Genomic DNA, 15,714 nt, shown 5'->3' with positions numbered 1-15,714 from the left:
CCAGTCACCTGCTGGGGCTGCCCGGCTGGGTGACCCAGCGGCTGTGGTGGGCGCTGCTGCTGGCGGTCGGCTTCTGGGGATTGCTTCGGGTCGCTGAGGCGCTGGGTATCGGCAGCCCCACATCACGGGTGATCGCCGCGGCGGCGTTCGCCCTTTCGCCCCGGGTATTGACCACGCTGGGCTCGATCTCGTCGGAAACCTTGCCGATCATGCTGGCGCCGTGGGTGCTGCTACCCACAATTCTGGCGCTGCGCGGCGAGGCCAACCGATCGGTGCGCCAACTCGCCGGCCAGGCCGGGGTGGCCGTCGCGCTGATGGGCGCGGTCAACGCGATCGCGACGCTGGCCGGCTGCCTGCCCGCGGTAATCTGGTGGGCCTGCCACCGGCCCAACCGCCGGTGGTGGCGCTATACCGGGTGGTGGTTGCTGGCCCTGGCGTTGGCCATGTCCTGGTGGCTGGTGGCGCTGATCTTGATGGCCCGGATCAGCCCGCCGTTTCTGGACTTCATCGAATCGTCCGGGGTGACCACCCAGTGGTCGTCGCTGGTCGAAGTGCTGCGCGGTACCGACAGTTGGACCCCGTTCGTGGCGCCCGACGCGACCGCGGGGGCACAGTTGGTGACCGGATCGGTCGCGATCCTGGCCACCTGCTTGGTGGCAGCGGCCGGGTTGGCCGGGCTGGTGATGCGGGATTTGCCGGCGCGGGGGCGGCTGGTGACGATGCTGCTGATCGGGGTGGTACTGCTGGCCGCCGGCTACAGCGGCGGGCTCGGCTCACCGCTGGCGCATCACGCGCAAGCTTTCCTGGACGCGGGCGGCGCGCCACTGCGGAATGTGCACAAGCTGGAGTCGGTGATCCGGATACCGATAGTCCTGGGTTTGGCGCAGGTGCTGGGCCGGATCCCACTACCGGGAAGCGCCCCCAGAGTCGCGTGGATCCACGCGTTTGCTCACCCGGAGCGTGACAAACGGGTCGCGGCCGCGATCGTGATCCTGACCGCGCTGATGGCCGGGACTTCGTTGGCATGGACCGGTCGGATCACCCCGCCCGGGACGTTCAGCGCCATACCGCGGTATTGGCACGACGCCGCCGACTGGCTGTCCGCGCACAACACCGGCACCCCGACTGCGGGCCGAGTGCTGGTGGTTCCCGGCGCGCCGTTCGCCACCCAGCTGTGGGGCACCAGCCACGACGAACCGTTGCAGGCGCTCGGCGACAGCCCGTGGGGAGTGCGCGACTCCATCCCGTTGACCCCACCGCAAACCATCCGGGCGCTGGACTCGGTACAACGTCTGTTCGCGGCTGGCAGACCCTCCGCCGGTCTGGCCGATACGCTTGCCCGCCAAGGCATCTCGTATGTCGTCGTGCGCAACGATCTGGATCCCGACACGTCGCGATCGGCACGCCCGATTCTGGTGCACCGGGCCATCGCGGGATCGCCGCGCCTGGCGAAAGTCGCCGAGTTCGGCGCGCCGGTCGGGCCCGGCCCGGTGTCGGGGTTCGTCACCGACAGCGGATTACGGCCTCGATATCCGGCCGTGGAGATCTACCGAGTCGCCACCGCCGGGGGCGACTCGGTAAATCGCCAAGGCGCGCCTTACCTGGCTGACATCGACCAGCTGGCCCGCGTCGATGGCGGTCCGGAAGTGCTGTTGCGCCTTGACGAACGCCGACGACTGTCGGGTCAGCCGCCGCTGGGCCCAGTGCTGATGACCGCGGACTCTCAACGCGCCGGTCTGCCGGTGCCCGGACAAGCCGGGGTCACCATCACCGATACGCCGGTGGCCCGGGAGACCGACTATGGCCGGGTCGATGACCACTCGTCGGCGATCCGGGCCGTCGGCGACACCCGGCACACCTTGAACCGGGTGCCCGACTACCCGACTCCGGGCGCTCAGACCGTTTACGGCGCCTGGACCGGTGGCCGGCTCACGGTGTCCAGTTCGTCGTCGGATGCCACGGCGCTACCTGACGTCGCCCCGGCGAGCTCGCCCGCCGCCGCGATTGACGGCGATTCGGCCACCGCGTGGGTGTCCAACGGGCTGCAGTCCGCCGTCGGTCAATGGCTCCAAGTGGATTTCGACCATCCGGTGACCAACAGCGTCATCACCATCACGCCCAGCGCGACCGCCGTCGGCGCCCAGGTCCGGAGGATCGAAGTAGCCACCGCGACCGGCACCACCACGCTGCGGTTCGACGAGGCCGGCAAACCGCTTACTGCGGCGCTGCCCTACGGCGAAACCCCGTGGGTGCGGATCACCGCGATCGGCACCGACGACGGTTCGGCCGGAGTGCAGTTCGCGATCACCGACTTGTCGATCACCCAGTACGACGCCTCCGGGTTCGCGCACCCGGTCGACCTGCGCCACACCGTGCTGGTTCCCGGTCCCCCGCCGGACACGGCCGTCGGACGGTGGGACCTGGGCTCCGAGTTCCTCGGCAGGCCGGGCTGCGCTGAGGGTCCAGGGGACCCGAGGACCATGCAGTGCGCGGCCTCGATGGCGCTGGTGCCCGAGACACCGGTCACGTTCAGCCGCACACTGACTGTGCCCCAACCGGTTTCGGTGCTGCCGACGGTGTGGGTGCGCGCGCGGCCGGGACCCAAACTGGCCGACCTGATCGCCGAACCCGACACCACCCGGGCCCGCGGTGACTCCGACCTGGTCGACGTTCTGGGCTCCGCTTATGCCGCCACCGACGGTGATCCGGCCACCACGTGGACGGCACCGCAGCGGGTGGTGCAGCACAAGACGCCCCCGACGCTGACCCTCACCCTGCCGCGGCCGACGGAAGTGACCGGGCTACGGCTGGTTCCCAGCCGGTCGTCAGTGCCCGCGCACCCGACCATGGTGGCCGTCGACCTCGGGGACGGCCCGCAGGTCCGCGAGTTCACCGGTCCGCAAACCCTGTCGCTGAAATCCCGTGTCACCGGCACCGTGACACTCAGCCTGCTCGACTGGGACGACGTGATCGACCGCACCGCGCTGGGCTTCGATCAGCTCAAACCGCCGGGGCTGGCTGAGATTTCGGTGCTCGGCGCCGACGGCCGACCGATCGCCGCCGCGGACGCCGCCCGCAACCGCGCTCGCGAGGTCACCGTCGACTGCGCGCACGGGCCCGTCATCGCGATCGCCGGCCGGTTCGTGCACACCGCGATCCAGACCACGGTGGGTGCGCTGCTGGACAGCGTGCCGGTCGCCGCCCAACTGTGCGACCGGCAGCAGATCCTGTTGCCGACCGGTCAGCAGGAGCTCTTGATCAGCCCCGGCCCGCAATTCATCGTCGACGGCGCGCAATTGTCTGGTCCGCTCGCAGCCGAATCACCAACCGCCACAGCCACATCCGTGACATCTGCCGCCACCGGGGCATGGGGTTCGGCCCGCCGCGAGGTCCACATACCGGCGGTGACGACGCCGCGGGTACTGGTGGTGCCGGAAAGCATCAACCCCGGTTGGGTCGCACACACCAGCGACGGGACTCGGCTCACACCGGTGGCCGTCAACGGTTGGCAGCAGGGCTGGGTGGTGCCGGCGGGAACGTCCGGCGCCATCACGCTGACCTTTGCGCCCAACTCGCTATATCGCGCCGGCCTGGCCGGCGGGCTGGCGTTACTGCCGCTATTGGCCCTGATGACGTGGTGGCCTCGTGCGCGCCAGCCGCGCACAGATGATCCAGCCGATCCCCCGGCGCGCCCGTGGCCGCCCGGGCCCTGGGCGGCTATCGCCGTGCTGACCGCCGGGGCGGTGATCGCCGGAGTGGTGGGCGTGCTGGTGTTCGGCGCCGCGCTCGGCATGCAGTGGGCGCTGCGCGCCCGTCCGCGACGGCGTGACGTGGCCGCTGTGGGATTGACCGCCGGAGGGCTGGTTTTGGCGGGCGCGGCACTGTCCCGGCATCCGTGGCGGTCGGTCGGCGGTTACGCCGGGCATTCCGCCGGCGTGCAGCTGCTGGCGCTGATTTCACTCGCGGTCCTAGCAGCCGCCGCGACGTCGTGGCACAAATCCGCCCGGTAAGCAATTCAGGCAGCGGGTGAGTTGTGCCCGATCTTCAACGCTGTTACCGGGATAGTCAGCACTTCTTTCTTGCGAGGTGGTGGCGATGTCGTTGCCGGTGGCCGATATTGATCGGTGGAGCGTCGAGGCGGTGCGGACGGTGTTCCACGCGGCTCGCGCGCGCGGGCAGGCCACGCTGGAGGCGTCGCGTCAACTGAGCTCGTTGGCGGTGTTCGACACCTGGGAAGGGGCGACCGCCGAGGCCAGGAAGCACACCAATGCCGCGATCCGCCAAGACCTCGACGCGCACGGCAACGAGTCATTGGCGGTGGCTCAGGCGGCGGGCAAAGCCGCCGACGGCATCGAGCACGTGCAGTCCGCGTTGCGCACGCTGCGTCATGATGCCGTCGAGCTGCAGATGACGATCGACCCGATGGCCAACAAGGTGGTGCCGAGTGCGACGTTCGACGGTCCACCGATAGCCGCCCTCATCGCCGAAATGCAACTGCAGCCACGGTTAGACGCGATCGTGGCCGAGGCCAACGCAGTCGATGCGGAGCTGGCGACCGCGATCAATTTCGCCGACGGAGACCTGCCCATTCCGGCCGGGCCGGATGGCAATCAGCCGCCCATCCAGGATGTGCTTTCCGAGCCGCTGCCTGATGATCCGAAACAGTTCAACGCGTTATGGAATCGGCTCACCGCGGAAGAAAAGGACCGGCTCTACAGCCAAGACCACAACATCGGCAACCGCGCCGGGATGCCATGGGACCCAATGGATCACTTGGGCAAAGACTACTACAACCGGTTGCACCTGCAGGAGCTCCAGCAGCAGGCCGAATCCGACGTTGACCGGATGCAACACAGCGTTGACGCGATGCTGGCCGGCCACCACGTCGACGACGGCGCGCTCTATGCGCTGCAATCACAGCTCGCGGTGGCGCGACACAACCTGCAGGGATACCGGGCGGTACGAGCCGACCTGGACCGCACCGATGGGCTGGGTCGTTACCTGGGCTACCTCGCCGACACCGGCCTCGTCGCGGTGGCTGTTGGGAACCCGGACTACGCCAAACGAAACGGCATATTCGTACCCGGCACCGGCCAGGACTTGGTCCGGCTGCCGTTCAGCGACGCACGAGCAGTGGCGATGTACAACGCTGCGCGTGCCGTGGACAAGACTCTTGGCCCTCGCGATGTGTCGATCACGACGTGGATGGGTTATGACCGTCCAATGAGCTTGAGCCACGCGGCTTTTCCTGATCCTGCTCGGGCAGGCGCCAGCGGTTTGGACGCGTTCGAAAGCGGGCTTCGCGCCTCGCACGTCGGGCCAGCGTCGATCGACACCGTAATCGGCCACAGCTACGGCTCGACTTTGGTCGGCGCGGCCGCGTCGGGTGGGCGTCACCTCGACGCCGACAACGTCATCGCGGTTGGCAGCCCTGGGATGCTGGTAGATCGTGCCGGTGGGCTCAGCCTGGCGCCCGGCGCCCACGTGTATGCGATGCGAGCGGCCAACGACATCATCGGCATAAGCGGCGTGGTTACCGAATGGACACTGGGACCCGATCCGACGGCGCCCAAATTCGGTGCCCGTAGTTTGGCGGCCGACCCAGGACCCGCCGGCCCCGCGGGGCTGCCGAGCGTCGACCCGCACAGCAGCTACTGGGATCAACAGAACATCGCGCTGGCCAACATGGGTGCCGTCATCGCGGGGGTTGCGCCTCCGCACTAGCCCGAAAAGCCGAGTCCGCAACGGCGGTTTTCACCCGCGCAGGCTATGCACGCGGCAGGATAATGACACACGTCCACCGTCCGAGGAGTCACGGACATGGGATGGTTTAACGCACCCGAGTATTGGTTGGGCAGGCTGATACTCGAACGCGGGATCGCGGTCGTTTATGTGCTCGCCTTCGTTGGTGCGGCACGACAGTTCCGCGCGCTGATCGGTGAGCACGGGCTACTGCCGGTCCCGCAGTATGTGCAGCGGCAATCCTTCCGACAAGCTCCGAGCATCTTCCACCTCCACTATTCCGACCGGTTCTTTGCGACGCTCGCCTGGTTGGGTGCGCTGCTATCTGCGGCGATGGCGCTGGGCTTGGCCGCCGTATTGCCGCTGTGGGCCGCGGTATTGGTGTGGCTACTGCTCTGGGTGCTTTACCTGTCGATCGTCAACGTCGGTCAGACGTGGTACTCGTTCGGCTGGGAGTCGCTGCTGCTGGAGACCGGTTTCCTGGCCATCTTCCTCGGCAACGACCGGGTGGCGCCACCGGTGCTCACGATGTGGTTGGCGCGCTTGCTGTTATTCCGGCTCGAATTCGGCGCGGGACTGATCAAGCTCCGCGGTGATTCGTGCTGGCGCGACCTGACCTGCCTGTACTACCACCACGAAACTCAGCCGATGCCGGGGCCGCTGAGCTGGTTCTTTCATCATCTGCCCAAACCGCTGCATCGGGTGGAAGTCGTTGGCAACCATTTCGCGCAGCTCGTCGTCCCCTTCGGATTGTTCGCCCCGCAGCCGGTGGCCAGCATCGCCGGAACGATCGTCGTCATCACCCAACTGTGGCTGGTAGTGTCCGGCAACTTCGCCTGGCTCAATTGGTTGACGATCCTGTTGGGCTGCAGCGCAATCGACGCGTCGTCGGTGGCAGCAGTGCTGCCCATCTCCAAGCAGCCGGCGCTGGCCGCAGCTCCAGCCTGGTTCGCCGGCCTGGTGATCGTATTCACGGTGCTCACCGCGATGCTGACCTATTGGCCAGTGGCCAACATGATCTCCCGGCGGCAGCGAATGAACATGTCGTTCAACGCGTTCCACCTGATCAACACCTACGGCGCGTTCGGCACCGTCGGCCGAACCCGCCGTGAGGTGGTGATCGAAGGCACCGACGAGCCGGAGCTCACCGATCAGACGATGTGGAAAGAATACGAGTTCAAGGGCAAGCCCGGATCTGTGCGACGAGTGCCGCCGCAATGGGCGCCGTACCACCTGCGACTTGACTGGCTGATGTGGTTTGCCGCCATCTCGCCGCAGTACGCGTACCCCTGGCTTCGGCCATTTATGTTGCGGCTCTTGCAGAATGATCCCGCGACGCTGCGCTTACTCCGGCGTAATCCCTTCCCGGGCTCTCCGCCGCGATACGTGCGCGCCCAGCTCTACCGATACCGCTTCACCACCGCGGCTGAATTGCGGCACGATCACGCGTGGTGGCATCGCACGCTGGAAGGCGGTTACCTGCGGCCCATTTCGTTGGCGGAAGCAACCTCGCGGCCCAGGTCGGGCGAGTGAGCGGCCCAATGCGCCGGTCTCAGGCGACTCCGGTGCCCGACGTCTGCGGTGACTCGGTGGCCTTCGGGCGGATCTCGACGACCGGAAGTCGCAATGCCCCCGGGGCTCCTTGCGGCACCATGGGGTTGTTCGGGGCGATCGGCTGGATTCGGCGGTAGCCCTGACCCTGCTCGGGCCGCTGGTCCTTCTCGCCCTTGTTCGGCCACATCGCCGCGGCCCGCTCGGCCTGAGCGGTGATCGTCAATGAGGGGTTCACCCCCAGGTTCGCCGATACCGCCGAGCCGTCGACGACACTGAGGGTGGGATAGCCGTACACCCGGTGGTAGGGGTCGATGACCCCGTGCTCGGGGTCGGCGCCGATGACGCAGCCGCCGAGGAAATGTGCGGTCATCGGGATGTTGAACAGTTCACCCCAGCTTCCGGCGGACACCCCGTGGATCTTCTCGGCGATCCTGCGGGTCGCTTCGTTGCCGACCGGGATCCACGTCGGATTGGGCTGGCCGTGGCCTTGCTTGCTCGACAGGTGACGCCCGCGCAGCCCGCGTTTGGTGAAGGTGGCGATGGAGTTGTCCAGGTTCTGCATCACCAGAGTGATGACAGTGCGCTCGCTCCAGTTCTTCACGGTCAGCACGCGCAGCAGCGCTGCGGGGTTCTTGGCGGCCGCGGCGAGGAACTTCAGCCAGCGCGGCCAGCGACCGCCGCCGTCGGTCATCAGGGTCATCAGCATGCCCATCAAATTGGAGCCCTTGCCGTAGCGGACCGGTTCGATGTGGGTGTCGCCGGTGGGGTGGATCGAAGAGGTGATGGCCACGCCATGGGTCAGCTGCAGGGTCGGGTCGACCTTGTATTTCATGGCGCCCAAGATCGACTCGGAGTTGGTGCGGGTGAGCATGCCGAGCTGGTCGGACAGCTGGGGCAGCGTGCCGGTGTCCTTCATCTTGTGCAGCAGATTCTGGGTACCCCAGGTGCCGGCGGCCACCACCACGTACGGCGCGGTGAAGGTTTGGCGTTTCTTACTTAGCACCGCTCCGGTGCGCACGGTGTCGACGTTCCACACTCCGTCGGGACGCTGTTGCAGCGACGCGACGGTGGTGAGCGGATGCACCGTGGCACCGGCACGTTCGGCGAGGCCGAGATAGTTCTTCACCAGCGTGTTCTTGGCGCCGTACCGGCAGCCCACCATGCAGTCGCCACACTCGATGCAGCCGGTGCGCTCGGGCCCGGCACCCCCGAAGTATGGGTCCGGAACGGTTTTTCCGGGTTCGCCGAAGAACACACCGACCGGTGTCTGGCTGAAGGTGTCACCTACCCCCATGTCCTCGGCGATCGCCTTGATGATCGTGTCAGCCGGGGTCATGTGCGGGTTGCGGACCACACCGAGCATGCGTTGCCCCTGCTCGTAGTAGGGCGTCAACTCGTCTTCCCAGTCGGCGATGCGCTTCCACTGCGGATCGTTGAAGAACGAGGCGGGGGGCTTGTACAGGGTGTTCGCGTAGTTCAGTGACCCGCCACCGACACCGGCGCCGGCCAGGATCACGCAGTCCCGCAGCAGGTGGATGCGCTGGATGCCGAAGCAGCCCAGTTTCGGCGCCCACACGAAACTGCGCACATCCCAGCTAGTTTTCGCGAATTGCTCGTCGGTGAAACGCCGGCCCGCCTCCAGCACGCCGACCCGGTAGCCCTTCTCCGTCAGCCGCAACGCCGTCACGCTGCCGCCGAACCCGGACCCGATCACCACGACGTCGTAATCGGTTGCCTGATCACCCATTGGGACCTCCGCCGCCTTCCTAGATAGCCACTTACATTGCCGCTGCCGCTGGACCGGGCGAAGGCATGCCGTCAGCTGCCCCTCAACGCTGCTGCCATGATCGGGCGCAGTGCAGCAAGGCCGGCCTCTTCGTCGACCATCTCCATGGCAATGCGGCGCGCTCGGACCGCAGCGCGGTCGGCCTTCACGTTGATGTCGCGTCGCGGCATGGCCTCCTCGCCGAGGCGATGCTGAATCGTCTCCAGCACAACGTAATCTCGCATCGCCCACTCGTGGAACATGCTGCGGAGAAACTCGGCGACGTGACCGTTGTCGTGCGCGAAGTTGCGGGCCAGCTGCAGGAAAACATGTGTCGTCTCCGGCGTTTCAGGTGTAAATCCCTGAATCCGCAAGAGCTCGAAGGCTTTTCCGCCCTCGGGATCAATGACATAGTGCTGGACATGCAACGCTGGTGAGACAAATGTCCCTTCCTCACGCCGCGTCCCCGTAGCGTCAGCCGTCAGGCCGGTGATCTCAGCCTCCCAGGCGGCCAGCCGGCTGGGAGGCGTTGTCCGGGAATAAGAGACCGAGCGTTCGGAAACTTCGACCTCGTCAAGCTGTGGCAGCACTTCGATATCCGGCGGCACGACCTCTGGGTGCATCACGAACACGTCGGTGAGGTCGAGGTAATGCTCGTGCAGCAACAGGTAGTTGGCCTCGACGCGCAGCACCTCGGTGGTGGTCCCCCATCCTGTCCCATCGGCATACCACGGCACTCGCGGTGGCGGCCGCAACGCGGCCATGCCGGGATCGCCGAGCCAGATCCACACGAACGGCGACTGCTCGAAAACCGGATAAGTGCGCACCCGGGCGCCGGGCGGCACGTTCTCCTGCGACGGCACGTCGACAAGGCAACCGTCGGGGTCGTAGCCGAAACCGTGGTAGCCGCAAACCACGCGGTCCCCGTCGCGCCGGCCTGCCGACAGCGGATACGCCCGATGGACGCAGCGATCCTCCATTGCCACCACGTCACCCGAGCCGCAGCGATACATGACGACGGGCTTATCGAGTAGACGGCGGGCCAGCAGCCCTTGACCGATCTCGTCGGTGGTTGCGGCCACATACCAGCAGTTGAATGGGTAGTTGGACCTCATAAGTCGAGCACCAGCCTTTCCGAGCGGGAGCGCGAAACGCAGATCATCATCACGTCGTTTCTGGCCTTCTCAGCATCGTTGAGCACCGAGTCCCGGTGATCGGGCTCACCCTCCAGCACGTCACATTCGCAAGTGCCGCAGACGCCTTCCATACAGGAGCCAAGTACGTCGACACCCGCGTCCTCGCATACTTGGTAGACGGTCTTGTCCGGCGGCACCGTCAAAGTCAGGCCGGAGCGCTGGCATTCGAGTTCAAAAGTGTCCAGCGCCTCCGGTGATGGCGGCTCGAGTTCTTTCGCCGAGAAGCGTTCGATGTGCAAGCTGCCTTCGGACCAGGTCTTGCACGCCTGCTCGACCGCGGTCAGGAGCCCTTCGGGCCCACAGCAATACACGAGCGTGTTCTCGGCGGGCTCGGACAGCAGTGAGCCCAGCTCCGCCCGAAAGTTCGCCTGAGCGTCCCGGGCGCAGACGGCGACGCGGTCGCCGTGGCGCCCAAACTCGTCGACAAAGGCCATCGACGACCGCGTTCTGCCGCCGTAAAGCAGACGCCAGTCGGCACCGGCCGCCGCCGCCGCTGCGATCATCGGCATCATCGGGGTGATGCCGATGCCGCCCGCGATGAACAAGTATCGCGGGGAACCCACCAGCGGGAAGTGGTTTCGCGGACCGCGAACCCGCACGGTGGCACCTTCGTGCAGCTTGTCGTGCACGAACTGGGATCCGCCGCGACTGTTCGGGTCGAGCAGCACGCCGACCTGCCACTCGGCGCGGTTAGCGGTGTCGCCGCACAGCGAATACTGGCGCACCAGCGACGGTGTCATGAGCAGATCGATATGTGCACCCGGCGCCCACTCCGGCAAGTCGGCCCCGCTCGGGTCGGCGAGCGTCAAGGTGACGACACCGTCGGCGACCGTTCCCCGGCGCCGAACTTCGACGTCAATCTCGACTTCACGGTAGGCGGGCCTCGCCCGGGTCTGTTGTTCAAGCGTGGTCACGACGTTCTCCGCACCGGGATCGAGTTGTACTGGTTGAGGAACAGCGCCCGTACCCGGGTCGGGTCGCCGTCCAATTCCAGGTCGGGGAAGCGTTCTAGGGTCTGCTGGATCCACAGCTTCAGCTCAAGACGGGCGAGGTTGGCGCCCAGGCAGAAGTGCTTGCCCCGACCGCCGAAGGCCTGGTGCTGATCGGCCAGCCCTGGCCGGGTGATATCGAACTTGTGCGGGTTGGGGAACACGCTTTCGTCGCGGTTGGAGGCGAGGTACCACAGCAGCAGGCGGTCGTTTTCTTTGATCGTCTTGCCGTGCAGCTCGGTGTCTTTGGTGGCTGCGCGTGCCATGAAAGCAAATGCGGGATAACAGCGCAGCCCCTCTTCGACCACCGCATCGACCAGCTCCGGATGGTCGCGCACCTGCTGACGTAGTTCCGGGTTGCGCAACAGCTCGAGCATCGTCGCGCTGTAGGTGGCGCGGGTCGAGTCGTTGCCGGCCGACATCAGCAAGACGAAGAATGTGGCGATTTCCAGTTCGTTGAGCTTGTCGCCCTCAACCTCGGCATCGACCATGGCGGTGAGCAGGTTGCCGCCAGGAGAATCGTCGCGCTGCGCGATCCGTTTCTGGGTGTATTCGACGATCTCGCTGACGACCGCCATGGTGTCGGCCCATTGCTCCCGGATCGTCGGGTCTTCGAACGCGGTGAACACGTTGGTCCAGTGCACCAGCGTGGCGTCGTCTTCGGGTGGAGTGCCCAGCAGCGAACCGATCACGCGGGCGGGAATCGGGCGCGCGACATCGGCGACCAGGTCGAATTGTTCGCGGTCGGCGACGCTGTCGAGCGTGTGGTTGATGATCTGTTTGACATGTCCTTCGTGCGTGCCGACCGCCTCTGGGGTGAACTCTTTGATCACCAGCGCCTTGAGTCGGTCATGACGCGGCGGATCCATCGAAATCAATTGCAGCCGTTGCATATCCAATGGAACACCAACGTCGTCCATGTGAAAGATGCCGCGCCGCTCTGAAGAGAAGGTCCGGTGGTCGCGGCTCACGGCGCGCACGTCGTCGTAGCGGGTGATCGACCAGAATCCACCTTCGCCCGGCAGGTTGCGCTGCGGGCTGAAGTGCGCCGGCGCCTCGCGCTGCATTCTGGCGAACAGCTCATAGGGCGGCCCGTCGTCCCACACGGCGGGGTCGGCCAGGTCGACGCTGTCGAGGTCTTGTTGGTCGATGGTTGTCATCGTTTCTCCTTCAACTTGTGTACAACTGCGACAATGCTTTCGGCGGCAGGCGTCGGTTCCGGCGATCTTCAGTGTGCGCTGCCGACGCCTTGACGGGATGTGGTTCGACGTCAATGATTGACGTGAGTTGGCGGCCAGGGTTTGTCACGCGGGCGCCTGCTTCTTTGTACCTAAAAATGTTGCGCAGCAGGCGATCTCATTTAGTTGCGTGATTGTCAGTTGACAACTTGCAGATGATCAGTTGTTCGAAATCGCGGTGGCTTCCGCCGGAAATTTGCGATGGTGTGCGATCCGTGGATCGCTGCTGGAAGCAACAGCGGCCAAAGAACCAGCATCAGCATCGCAGCGAGGGCCAGGTAGACCACGGGCGTTTCTCCTATCCTGCGCGTAGGCAGCGGGCGGAAATTCATCAAATCGGACAGACGCTCCGCGGTTGAATTTCAACCAGCCGGTTTAACGGGATTCATCGGCGCGTCGACATCAAACGGTAGGGAGCTCGCGTCCGCGCAGCGACGTCCCCGGAGGACCAATTGTTGGTGGATTCTCGTCCGCAGAAGCCAATCAACCGCGGCGCTCCGAACGCCATGACAGGCGTGGCCTGGCGTGATCTGATGGGCGCGTGGTGTCGGGCGATAATCCGGCGGCGCAACAGCCGGCAGAAGGCGCGGACGACGGCGCCATTGCGAAAGGTGCGGCAACGATCGTCAGCAGCATGGAAGACCAGGTCAACGACATAACGCGGTCAACCCAGGAGTTGCTGGTCACCGAGATCTCAGAGCTGCGCGGGGATACGCCGTTGCTGCAGCTGCTGCGCGATACCGTCGCCAGCAATATCGATACGTTCTTCTCGGCGATTCGCCACCGCATCTCGATCGAGCACATCGAGCCCCCCGCGGCCGCACTCGAGTACGCCCGACGCCTGGCACAGCGCGAGGTGTCAGCAAATGCGTTGGTGCGAGCCTATCGGCTGGGCCACCAAGCGGTGCTGAAGATCGCGCTCGAGGAGATCCGGGTATCGGAACTGGATCCGAAACTGAGCCTGGGTGTGTACGAGCTCATTGCACGGATCTCCTTCGCTTACATCGACCGGATCTCGCAGCTGGTCCTAGCCACTTACCAGGACGAGCGTGACCGCTGGTTGGGAAACCGAAACACCATGCGCGCAGCTCGTGTTCGCGACTTGATTGCGGGCGGTGATGTCGGTATCGATATCGATGCGGTGGTCGCGACGATCCGCTACCCGCTCAGACGAATCCACATCGCGATGGTCGTCTGGTGCCGAGAATCCGACAGCGGCGACGAATTGACAGCTATGGAGCGCTTTCTAGACAAGCTCGCTGAATCGATTGGTGCGTGCGAGAGTCCGTTGTTCATTTCCATTGACCACGTGACTGGATGGGCATGGATTCCGTTACCGCCCAACGCTGCACCGGGCGCGCTAGGCCAAATTCGTACCTTTGCTGAGACGACAACCGACGCGCCATGGATCGCCGCCGGGAACCCGCTGCCGGGGATCGACGGCTTCCGCCGCTCACATCAGCAGGCGCAGGACGCGCGCGCCGTGGCGATTACGTCCGACGGGAACGTTCCCCGATTCATCGCCGCCAGCGATCCCGGCGTCGCGGTCGCGGCGCTGGTCGGCAACAACCTGGAAGCCGCTTCGACATGGGTCGCCGAGGTGCTCGGGCCACTATCGTCTCCCACCGAGAGCGACGAACGCCTTCGTGAAACGCTGCGGGCGTTTTTGCGCACCGGCTCAAGCAACAAGGCGGCGGCCGAGCAGCTCCACCTCCACATCAACTCCGTGAAGTACCGCGTGCACCGCGCGGTCGAACGCCGCGGCCGTCCGATCAGCGACGACCGCCTCGACGTCGAAGTCGCGCTGATCCTGTGCGAGTGGTTCGGCGCCGCAGTGCTGCGGTGACCGCTACAGCGTCTCGTCGAGCTCGCCGAGGCGGTCGGTCAACCGCAGATTTTCGGAGTAGTCGACCGGACAGCAGATCAGCGAGACGCCGTCGTCGTCGAGCGCAGCCTTCAAGGTGGGCAACAGCTCGTCGGCGCTTTTGATCTGATAGCCCTTGGCGCCGAAGCTTTCTGCGTAGGTCACAATGTCGGGGTTGCCGAACTTCACGTAGTAGTGCTCACCGAGCTCGAGATCCATCTTCCACTCGATCAGGCCGTAACCGCCATCCTCCCAAATCAATACAACTAGCGGTATCCGCTCACGGACGGCGGTTTCGATCTCCTGGGAGTTCATCAAGAACGCGCCGTCGCCGACCACGGCCAGCACCTTCGACTCGGGCTGTGCCAATTTGACCCCAAGGGCTCCGGGCAACGCAAAACTCATCGTGGACAAGCCATTTGAGATCAAGCAGGTGTTGTGTTCGTAGGTCGGGTAGAGCCGGGCCATCCACATCTTGGTGGCGCCGGTGTCGACTAGGACGATGTCGCTGCGGTCCAGTGCGGCCCGGGTGTCGGCGACTACCCGCGCGGGCGCTAACGGGTAACGCGAATCCTGTTGTCCCCGCTCGAATTCCTCGTCAAGGAGACCGGAGCCGGGGATCTCAGGATCGGCGTCATAGCTATGGCCGGCGAGCGCCTCGGTGAGCGCATCGAGTGAGGCACTGATGTCGCCGATGATCCCCACATCGACGGGATAGTGCATGTCGACCTCGGCTGGGAAGCGATGGATGTGGATGATCTTCTTGTCGGCCTTCGGGTTGATTCGGACCGGATCGAATTCCTGCAGCTCGTAGCCGACCGCGATGACGACGTCGGCATTGTCGAACCCGAAGTTGACGTAGTCGTGTCGCATGAACCCGATGGTCCCGATGCCGTTGGGATGGTCGTCGGGCATGACGCCCTTACCGTGGAACGTGTTGGCCACCGGGATGCCGAACGCCTCGGAGAACCGCACCAAGGCCGAGGTCGCGTTGGCACGGGCCGCGCCGTGCCCGGCCAACAGCACCGGCCGCTTGGCCTCGCGCAGAATATCGACCGCGCGTGCCACCTGGCGGAAGGCCGGCGCGTCGGCACGGACGACGTTGCGCGGCAACGGCGTCAAGTCGTAGTCGGCGTCATCTCCATCTATGTGCTCTGGAACGGCGAGGTAGACCGCGGCCGGACGCTCGGCCTCGGCGACCTTGAACGCCTTGCGGAACATCTCCGGGATGGCCTGCACGGTCGGGATACCGGCGGCCCAGCGGGTGATCGGGGCGAACATCGACACCAGGTCGACGTACTGGTGTGACTCTTTGAACTGGCGATCCTGACCCACCTGCGCGGAGATCGCGACCATCGGCGTGCTG

At 65.6% G+C, this 15,714-nt stretch carries 9 protein-coding genes; 4 read left to right on the top strand and 5 right to left on the bottom strand.

Features of this window, described 5'->3' with window-relative positions; genetic code table 11:
- From WAN71_RS17730 to WAN71_RS17720, 3 genes are all read left to right on the top strand, one after another.
- On the top strand, positions 1-4,010 hold a 4,010-nt coding region (locus WAN71_RS17730; RefSeq protein ID WP_422226586.1), incomplete at its 5' end, for an alpha-(1->3)-arabinofuranosyltransferase domain-containing protein.
- 85 nt (positions 4,011-4,095) lie between these two features.
- Positions 4,096-5,724 carry an alpha/beta hydrolase gene (locus WAN71_RS17725; protein ID WP_422226585.1) on the top strand — a complete coding sequence of 543 codons (1,629 nt, stop codon included), beginning with the start codon at positions 4,096-4,098 and terminating at the stop codon, positions 5,722-5,724.
- 96 nt (positions 5,725-5,820) lie between these two features.
- Positions 5,821-7,275, top strand: a complete 1,455-nt coding sequence (locus WAN71_RS17720; protein ID WP_422226584.1) for a lipase maturation factor family protein — start codon at positions 5,821-5,823, stop codon at positions 7,273-7,275.
- A gap of 19 nt (positions 7,276-7,294) precedes the next feature.
- Here WAN71_RS17720 and WAN71_RS17715 read toward each other — a convergent pair whose 3' ends face one another.
- The 4 genes from WAN71_RS17715 to WAN71_RS17700 form a co-directional block, all read right to left on the bottom strand.
- Positions 7,295-9,043 (bottom strand): GMC oxidoreductase, encoded by a 1,749-nt coding sequence (locus WAN71_RS17715; RefSeq protein WP_422226583.1) that lies wholly within the window; start codon positions 9,041-9,043, stop codon positions 7,295-7,297.
- A gap of 71 nt (positions 9,044-9,114) precedes the next feature.
- Positions 9,115-10,176 carry a Rieske 2Fe-2S domain-containing protein gene (locus WAN71_RS17710; RefSeq protein WP_422226582.1) on the bottom strand — a complete coding sequence of 354 codons (1,062 nt, stop codon included), beginning with the start codon at positions 10,174-10,176 and terminating at the stop codon, positions 9,115-9,117.
- Positions 10,173-11,171, bottom strand: a complete 999-nt coding sequence (locus tag WAN71_RS17705) for a PDR/VanB family oxidoreductase (RefSeq protein WP_422226581.1) — start codon at positions 11,169-11,171, stop codon at positions 10,173-10,175. Before WAN71_RS17705 ends, WAN71_RS17710 begins: the two co-directional genes overlap by 4 nt.
- Positions 11,168-12,406, bottom strand: coding sequence for a cytochrome P450 (locus tag WAN71_RS17700; RefSeq protein WP_422226580.1), 1,239 nt, complete (start codon positions 12,404-12,406; stop codon positions 11,168-11,170). The genes WAN71_RS17705 and WAN71_RS17700 overlap by 4 nt, the downstream gene beginning before the upstream one ends.
- Before the next feature lie 712 nt (positions 12,407-13,118).
- Here WAN71_RS17700 and WAN71_RS17695 point away from each other — a divergent pair.
- Complete coding sequence (locus tag WAN71_RS17695) at positions 13,119-14,330, top strand: PucR family transcriptional regulator (protein WP_422226587.1); 1,212 nt, start codon at positions 13,119-13,121, stop codon at positions 14,328-14,330.
- A gap of 3 nt (positions 14,331-14,333) precedes the next feature.
- Here the strand turns inward: WAN71_RS17695 and WAN71_RS17690 are convergent.
- Positions 14,334-15,714 (bottom strand): acetolactate synthase large subunit (locus WAN71_RS17690; protein ID WP_422226579.1); only part of this gene is annotated, 1,381 nt, incomplete at its 5' end.

Source organism: Mycobacterium sp. (assembly GCF_049280035.1).
Taxonomy (GTDB): domain Bacteria; phylum Actinomycetota; class Actinomycetes; order Mycobacteriales; family Mycobacteriaceae; genus Mycobacterium.
This window is presented reverse-complemented; position numbering and strand designations above follow the sequence as displayed.

What these genes read in the sequence shown, in the direction of transcription:
- WAN71_RS17710 (WP_422226582.1), bottom strand. Translation starts at nt 10,176, where the DNA reads ATGAGGTCCAACTACCCATTCAACTGCTGGTATGTGGCCGCAACCACC.
- WAN71_RS17715 (WP_422226583.1), bottom strand. Translation starts at nt 9,043, where the DNA reads ATGGGTGATCAGGCAACCGATTACGACGTCGTGGTGATCGGGTCCGGG.
- WAN71_RS17700 (WP_422226580.1), bottom strand. Translation starts at nt 12,406, where the DNA reads ATGACAACCATCGACCAACAAGACCTCGACAGCGTCGACCTGGCCGAC.
- WAN71_RS17695 (WP_422226587.1), top strand. Translation starts at nt 13,119, where the DNA reads ATGGAAGACCAGGTCAACGACATAACGCGGTCAACCCAGGAGTTGCTG.
- WAN71_RS17725 (WP_422226585.1), top strand. Translation starts at nt 4,096, where the DNA reads ATGTCGTTGCCGGTGGCCGATATTGATCGGTGGAGCGTCGAGGCGGTG.
- WAN71_RS17720 (WP_422226584.1), top strand. Translation starts at nt 5,821, where the DNA reads ATGGGATGGTTTAACGCACCCGAGTATTGGTTGGGCAGGCTGATACTC.